4 protein-coding genes are annotated in these 3,323 nt (G+C 69.9%); 1 reads left to right on the top strand and 3 read right to left on the bottom strand.

Annotation, left to right across the window (positions count from 1 at the left end; genetic code table 11):
* Window positions 1-1,271: S8 family serine peptidase (locus tag ACOJTC_RS21525; RefSeq protein WP_420118234.1), on the top strand; the 1,271-nt coding region annotated here is incomplete at its 5' end.
* A 3-nt stretch (window positions 1,272-1,274) separates the two neighbouring features.
* Here the strand turns inward: ACOJTC_RS21525 and ACOJTC_RS21520 are convergent.
* From ACOJTC_RS21520 to ACOJTC_RS21510, 3 genes are all read right to left on the bottom strand, one after another.
* Window positions 1,275-2,189 carry an ABC transporter ATP-binding protein gene (locus ACOJTC_RS21520; protein WP_420118233.1) on the bottom strand — a complete coding sequence of 305 codons (915 nt, stop codon included), beginning with the start codon at window positions 2,187-2,189 and terminating at the stop codon, window positions 1,275-1,277.
* Complete coding sequence (locus ACOJTC_RS21515) at window positions 2,167-2,934, bottom strand: SDR family NAD(P)-dependent oxidoreductase (protein ID WP_420118232.1); 768 nt, start codon at window positions 2,932-2,934, stop codon at window positions 2,167-2,169. Before ACOJTC_RS21515 ends, ACOJTC_RS21520 begins: the two co-directional genes overlap by 23 nt.
* 3 nt (window positions 2,935-2,937) lie before the next feature.
* Window positions 2,938-3,323 (bottom strand): hypothetical protein (locus tag ACOJTC_RS21510; RefSeq protein WP_420118231.1); only part of this gene is annotated, 386 nt, incomplete at its 5' end.

The raw sequence follows: 3,323 nt of genomic DNA, 5'->3' as shown, positions 1-3,323 counted from the left end.
CCCTCGACGCCAGGCTCTGGGGTCTGACCATGGTGCGCGCCGACCTGGCCCGAGCCGTCACCATGGGCGACCGCCGAGTGAGCGTCGGGATCATCGACACCGGCGTCGACGCCAGCAACCCTGACATCCGGCCGTCGTTCGCCTGGCCACGGTCACGAAACTTCGCATCCGACATCGTCGAAATCGACGGCCCCTGCGAGGCCGCCGATTGTCACGATCCGGTCGGCACCGACGACAGCGGACACGGAACCCACGTCGCCGGGATCGTGGGAGCGGCCGCGGACGGCTCGGGCCTGTCCGGCGTGGCGCCGGGCGTCAGCATCGTCGAGCTGAAGGCCGGTCAGGATTCCGCCTACTTCTTCCTGAAGCCGGTGGTCGACGCGCTCACCTATGCCGCGCAGGCCGGGATCGACGTCGTCAACATGTCCTTCTATCTGGATCCGTGGCTCTACACCTGCTCGTCGAACCCGGCCGACTCCTCCCAGCGGCAGGCCGAACAACGGGTCGTCATCACGGCGATGAACCGGGCATTGCGGTACGCGCACCGTAACGGGGTGACGCTGCTCGCCTCACTGGGCAATCAGCACACCGACCTCGGTCGTCCCGGCGTGGACACGCGCAGCCCCGACTACCCGGCCGGGGGCGCCTACGAGCGGCAGATCGACAACGCCACCTGTTGGAGCCTTCCGGTCGAGGGCCCGCACGTTATCGGCGTCGGCGCGGTTGGTCCGTCCAAAGCCAAACCCGAATACGCCAACTACGGTGGTGAACGGATCTCGGTCACCGCCCCCGGCGGCTGGCTCGACGACCCCACCGGGACGGGGGGCCACGGCAGCTACGGCAACCTGGTCCTGTCCACCTTTCCCGAGAAGGTGCTCCGCGAGGTCGGCCTGCTGGAGCCCGACGGCACGGTCAAACCCCAGGCGAGTGAGTTGGTGCTGAGGTACTGCACGCAGGGCGGTGACTGCGGGTACGCGGCCTACCAGGCCGGCACATCCATGGCCGCACCGTACGCAGCCGGCGTCGCTGCGCTGATCGTCAGCCGTTACGGGCACCCGGACCCCCGTCGTCCCGGCACGATCACCATGGATCCTGACCACGTGGAGCGCATCCTCACCACAAGCGCGGCCGAGCGCTCGTGCCCCCAGCCTCGGCTGGTGTCCTACCCGCAGGGCCCCGAGTTCGATGCGCTGTGCGTCGGTGGCAGGCAGTTCAACGGCTTCTACGGGCACGGCATCGTCGACGCCTTCGCCGCGCTCTCGGACGGTTGAGGGCTACTGCTGGTCGGCGTTGTCGGGCGCGCCGACCAGCAGTCGGAAGTAGACGTCTTCCAGACGGCACGGCTCGACCGCGAAGGGCATCCTCGCGCCGGTCAACCGGTTCACCCACTCCTTCAGTTCACCGGGACCAGAGGGGAGTAGAACGCTGCGCCCGGCCAAGCGCTCCACCCGTACCTCCGGCCACAGCGCCGAGAGCTGCTCAGCCGCAGCGTCCACCACGACCTTCCGGTCCATCGGTAGGCGCGCGATCAGCCGTTTGGTCGTGTCGGCCGCGACCACCCGGCCAGTGGACAGGAGAACGATGCGATCGGCGATCACCTCCGCCTCGGCCATGTCATGCGTGGTGACCAGGATCGCGCTGTCCGGCCGCAGCTCGTCGAGCTGCCGCCAGGTCTGGCGTCGGATCTCCGGGTCGAGCGCCGTCGTCGGCTCGTCGAGCACCAGGACCCGGGGACGCGCGGCCATGCACATCGCGATCAGAACCCGCCGCTGGTACCCCCCGGACAGCGTGTGGACCAGACGGTCCCGGCACCCGGTGAGGTCGAGTGCCTCCAGCACCTCGAGGCTTCGCTGACGCGCCTGCCTACGCGGCACGTCCCGGGCGAGCAGGTAGAAGTAGACGTGCTCATACGGGCTGAGGTTGAGATCGGGCGCGGCCCCCTGTGGCACGAAAGCAACGTGGTGCCGGGCTGCGGCGGGACGGCTGCGGGCGTCCACCCCGGCCACCCGCACCGTGCCGCTGTCGGCGCCGAGCAGGGCGCACGCGATGCGGACCAGGGTGGTCTTCCCGGCGCCGTTCGGGCCAACCAACACCACGACCTGCCCGAGAGCAACGGTGAGCGACACCGGCTCGAGCGCCCCGGTGTCGCCGTAGCGCTTGCTGACGCTATCGAGTTCCACCACCGGCATCGTCAACCTCCTCGTTGTGCTGCCGGGCCGCGCCCGGGCGTGCGTACCGCTCCCCGCCGTCGACGGTCAGCACCTCACCGGTGATGTGTACAGCGGCTGGCGACAGCAGGAACTCGACGGCCCGTGCGATGTCGGTCGGTGTGGCCGGCCTGCGGGCGGGGATGGTCGCGGCGAGTCCGACGAGGTCTGCCGTGGACAGCGAGTGACCGAGTAGCTTGGTTCCGACAACCGAGCCGGGGCTGATCGCGTTGACCCGTACTCCGTCACGAGCGAGTGCGACGGCCAACGAACGGGTGAGCGCGACGACGCCCGCCTTCGCCGCAGCGTAGGCCAGATGCCCGGGCGAGCCGCGCTCGGCAACGATCGAGGCGGTCAGCACCATCGCGCCGCGGCTGGCCCGCAGGTCATCGACGAAGTGCTTTGCGGTAAGGAACGCTCCGGTCAGGTTGGTGTCGAGGACATCACGCCAGGCGCCAACCCGCAGCCGCGCCACATCCGCAGGTTGCTCCAGCACCCCGGCGTTGATGAGCAGACCGTTCAGGCATCCGAACCGGCCGCTGACCGTCCGGGCTGCGTCTGACACGCTGTTCTCGTCGCGCACGTCGCAGTGGATGTGGTGCACCGGTGACCCGGTCGGCGGCGGCACGAGGTCGAGCGAGATCGACACGCCGGTACGGGCGGCACGTTGCGCCACGGCCAGGCCGATGCCGGAGGAGCCACCGGTCACCACCAACACACCGCTCATCAGTCAGTCACCGCCCGGACGGGCGGCGGCCGCGAGGCGCAGATTGTTCCCGCGCCAGCACACCCGGCGCAGGTCGCGCGGGCCACAGGTGAGGACGCCGTCGGCGAGCAGTAGGCTGACCGTCCGCTCCATCAGCAGACGCGCGACCGCGTGCCGACGCAGGCCGGCCCTGTCATAGCCCAGACCGGCCAGCACGGGCAGGTACACCTCGGCCGTCAAGCTGCGGGCCAACTCGGTGATGGGATCCTGGTCGCCGCGTATCCAGGTGACGTAGTCGGGGGCGTCGCCGCGCAGCCAGCCCAGGTATCGCAGCCGCAGTCGTGTCTCGGGGTCCAGGTCGGTGGACAGGTGGGCAGGAAGGCCCTCGTAGATCGCGCCGGGCGGCTCCG

Origin of the sequence: Micromonospora sp., from assembly GCF_048594385.1 — a bacterium.
Classification (GTDB): Bacteria; Actinomycetota; Actinomycetes; order Mycobacteriales; family Micromonosporaceae; genus Micromonospora; species Micromonospora wenchangensis.
This window is presented reverse-complemented; position numbering and strand designations above follow the sequence as displayed.